General features: G+C 43.9%; 1 protein-coding gene. It reads right to left on the bottom strand.

Annotated elements, in window-relative coordinates:
• Positions 1–204: 204 nt before the first annotated feature.
• Positions 205–1,422: an IS256 family transposase gene (locus KTR07_RS28070; RefSeq protein WP_008761338.1), complete on the bottom strand. Its 1,218-nt coding sequence runs from the start codon at positions 1,420–1,422 to the stop codon at positions 205–207.
• Positions 1,423–1,467: the final 45 nt, after the last annotated feature.

The following is a 1,467-nucleotide window of genomic DNA, read 5'->3' as shown; positions in this document are numbered from 1 at the left end:
GGGAGTGTAATTTAAACTCTGTCTGGTTTCTATTTCTTTTAAATCACAACAAATATAATTTTTTCTTTTTGGATTTACAAATGCTTCTTAAGGTAGTTTTTGGATGTGTGCAAGGGCGGCGAAGAATGAGCCGTTTATATACCCTTGCTCACATCCGGGAACTACCTTTTCTTTGCGTTTGAAAAGCAAAAAAGGGGAAATGGGTTATATCGCCAGAGGCATTCTCTCTCCAAACTTGATTCGTAGTTGCCCGGCAGTTAACGCCCAATTCTGGAGCGGTTGCGTCCATTTCTTGGAGATGTTCATCACAGCCAGGTAGATCAACTTCATCAATGCCATGTCATTGGGAAAGACACCCTTGGTTTTGGTCACCTTTCGTACTTGACGGTGGAAGCCCTCGACGGCGTTAGTTGTGTAAATCAGTCTTCGGATATGCTCATCATAAGCAAAATAGGCCGATAGATTATCCCAGTTTCGTCGCCATGATTCCAAGACAACAGGGTATTTTTTACCCCATTTATCTTGTAGTTTATCAAGGTTGAGCTCTGCTAAATCTTTATTAGGGGCTTGATAGACTGTTTTCAAATCTGCCATAAACTCTTTTTGATCTTTTGAGGCTATGTATTTCAATGAATTGCGAATCTGATGTATGACGCAGTTCTGGATGATTACCTCAGGAAAAATAGTGCTGATTGCTTCAGCAAATCCCGTGAGATTGTCAATGCAAGCGATCAGAACATCTTTCATGCCACGTGCTTTCAGGTCGGTCAAGACACTCAGCCAGAAATTAGCCCCTTCGCTTTCTGATACATACATGCCTATCAGTTCTTTATGGCCATCTTTATTGACTGCCAGAACATTATAGACAGCTCGACTTTCGGTACGACCACCATCCTTCACCTTGTAGTGCATTGCGTCAAGCCACACAATGGTATACATTGATTCCAGGGGGCGGCTTTGCCACTCCTTCACCTTGGGAACTATGCGTTCAATAATCTCACTTAGGGTGTTGTGGGAGATCTCAACATCATACATCTCCTCGATATGGGAGGAAATATCCCTAAGGCTCAAACCCATACCATACAGACTGATAATCTTGGAAGACATGTTGTCCGCAAGAATCGTCTCGCGCTTTTTAAGGATCTCAGGACTAAAGCTGCTGTGACGATCTTGAGGAGTCACGATATCAATCTCGCCGGCCATGGTTTTGACACGTTTGCTGCCACGACCATTCCGCTTATTGCCTTTAAGACGCTCTGAATCATCAAGGTGGGAGGACATCTCGCCATCTAAAGCGGCCTCTAAAAACTCTTTTAGCAACGGACCAAAGGCTCCGTCTTTGCCCGTGAGCGATTCGCCACTACGCAGTTGAGATAACGCTTTGTCACGCATCTGCTGATACTCTTCACTGTTTCTATCCATAATACAAAGATAATTGTTTGGGGACAGAGTTCAGATTACGCCCTC

Origin of the sequence: Bacteroides sp. MSK.20.82, from assembly GCF_019052485.1 — a bacterium.
GTDB classification, from domain to species: domain Bacteria; phylum Bacteroidota; class Bacteroidia; order Bacteroidales; family Bacteroidaceae; genus Bacteroides; species Bacteroides thetaiotaomicron.
This window is presented reverse-complemented; position numbering and strand designations above follow the sequence as displayed.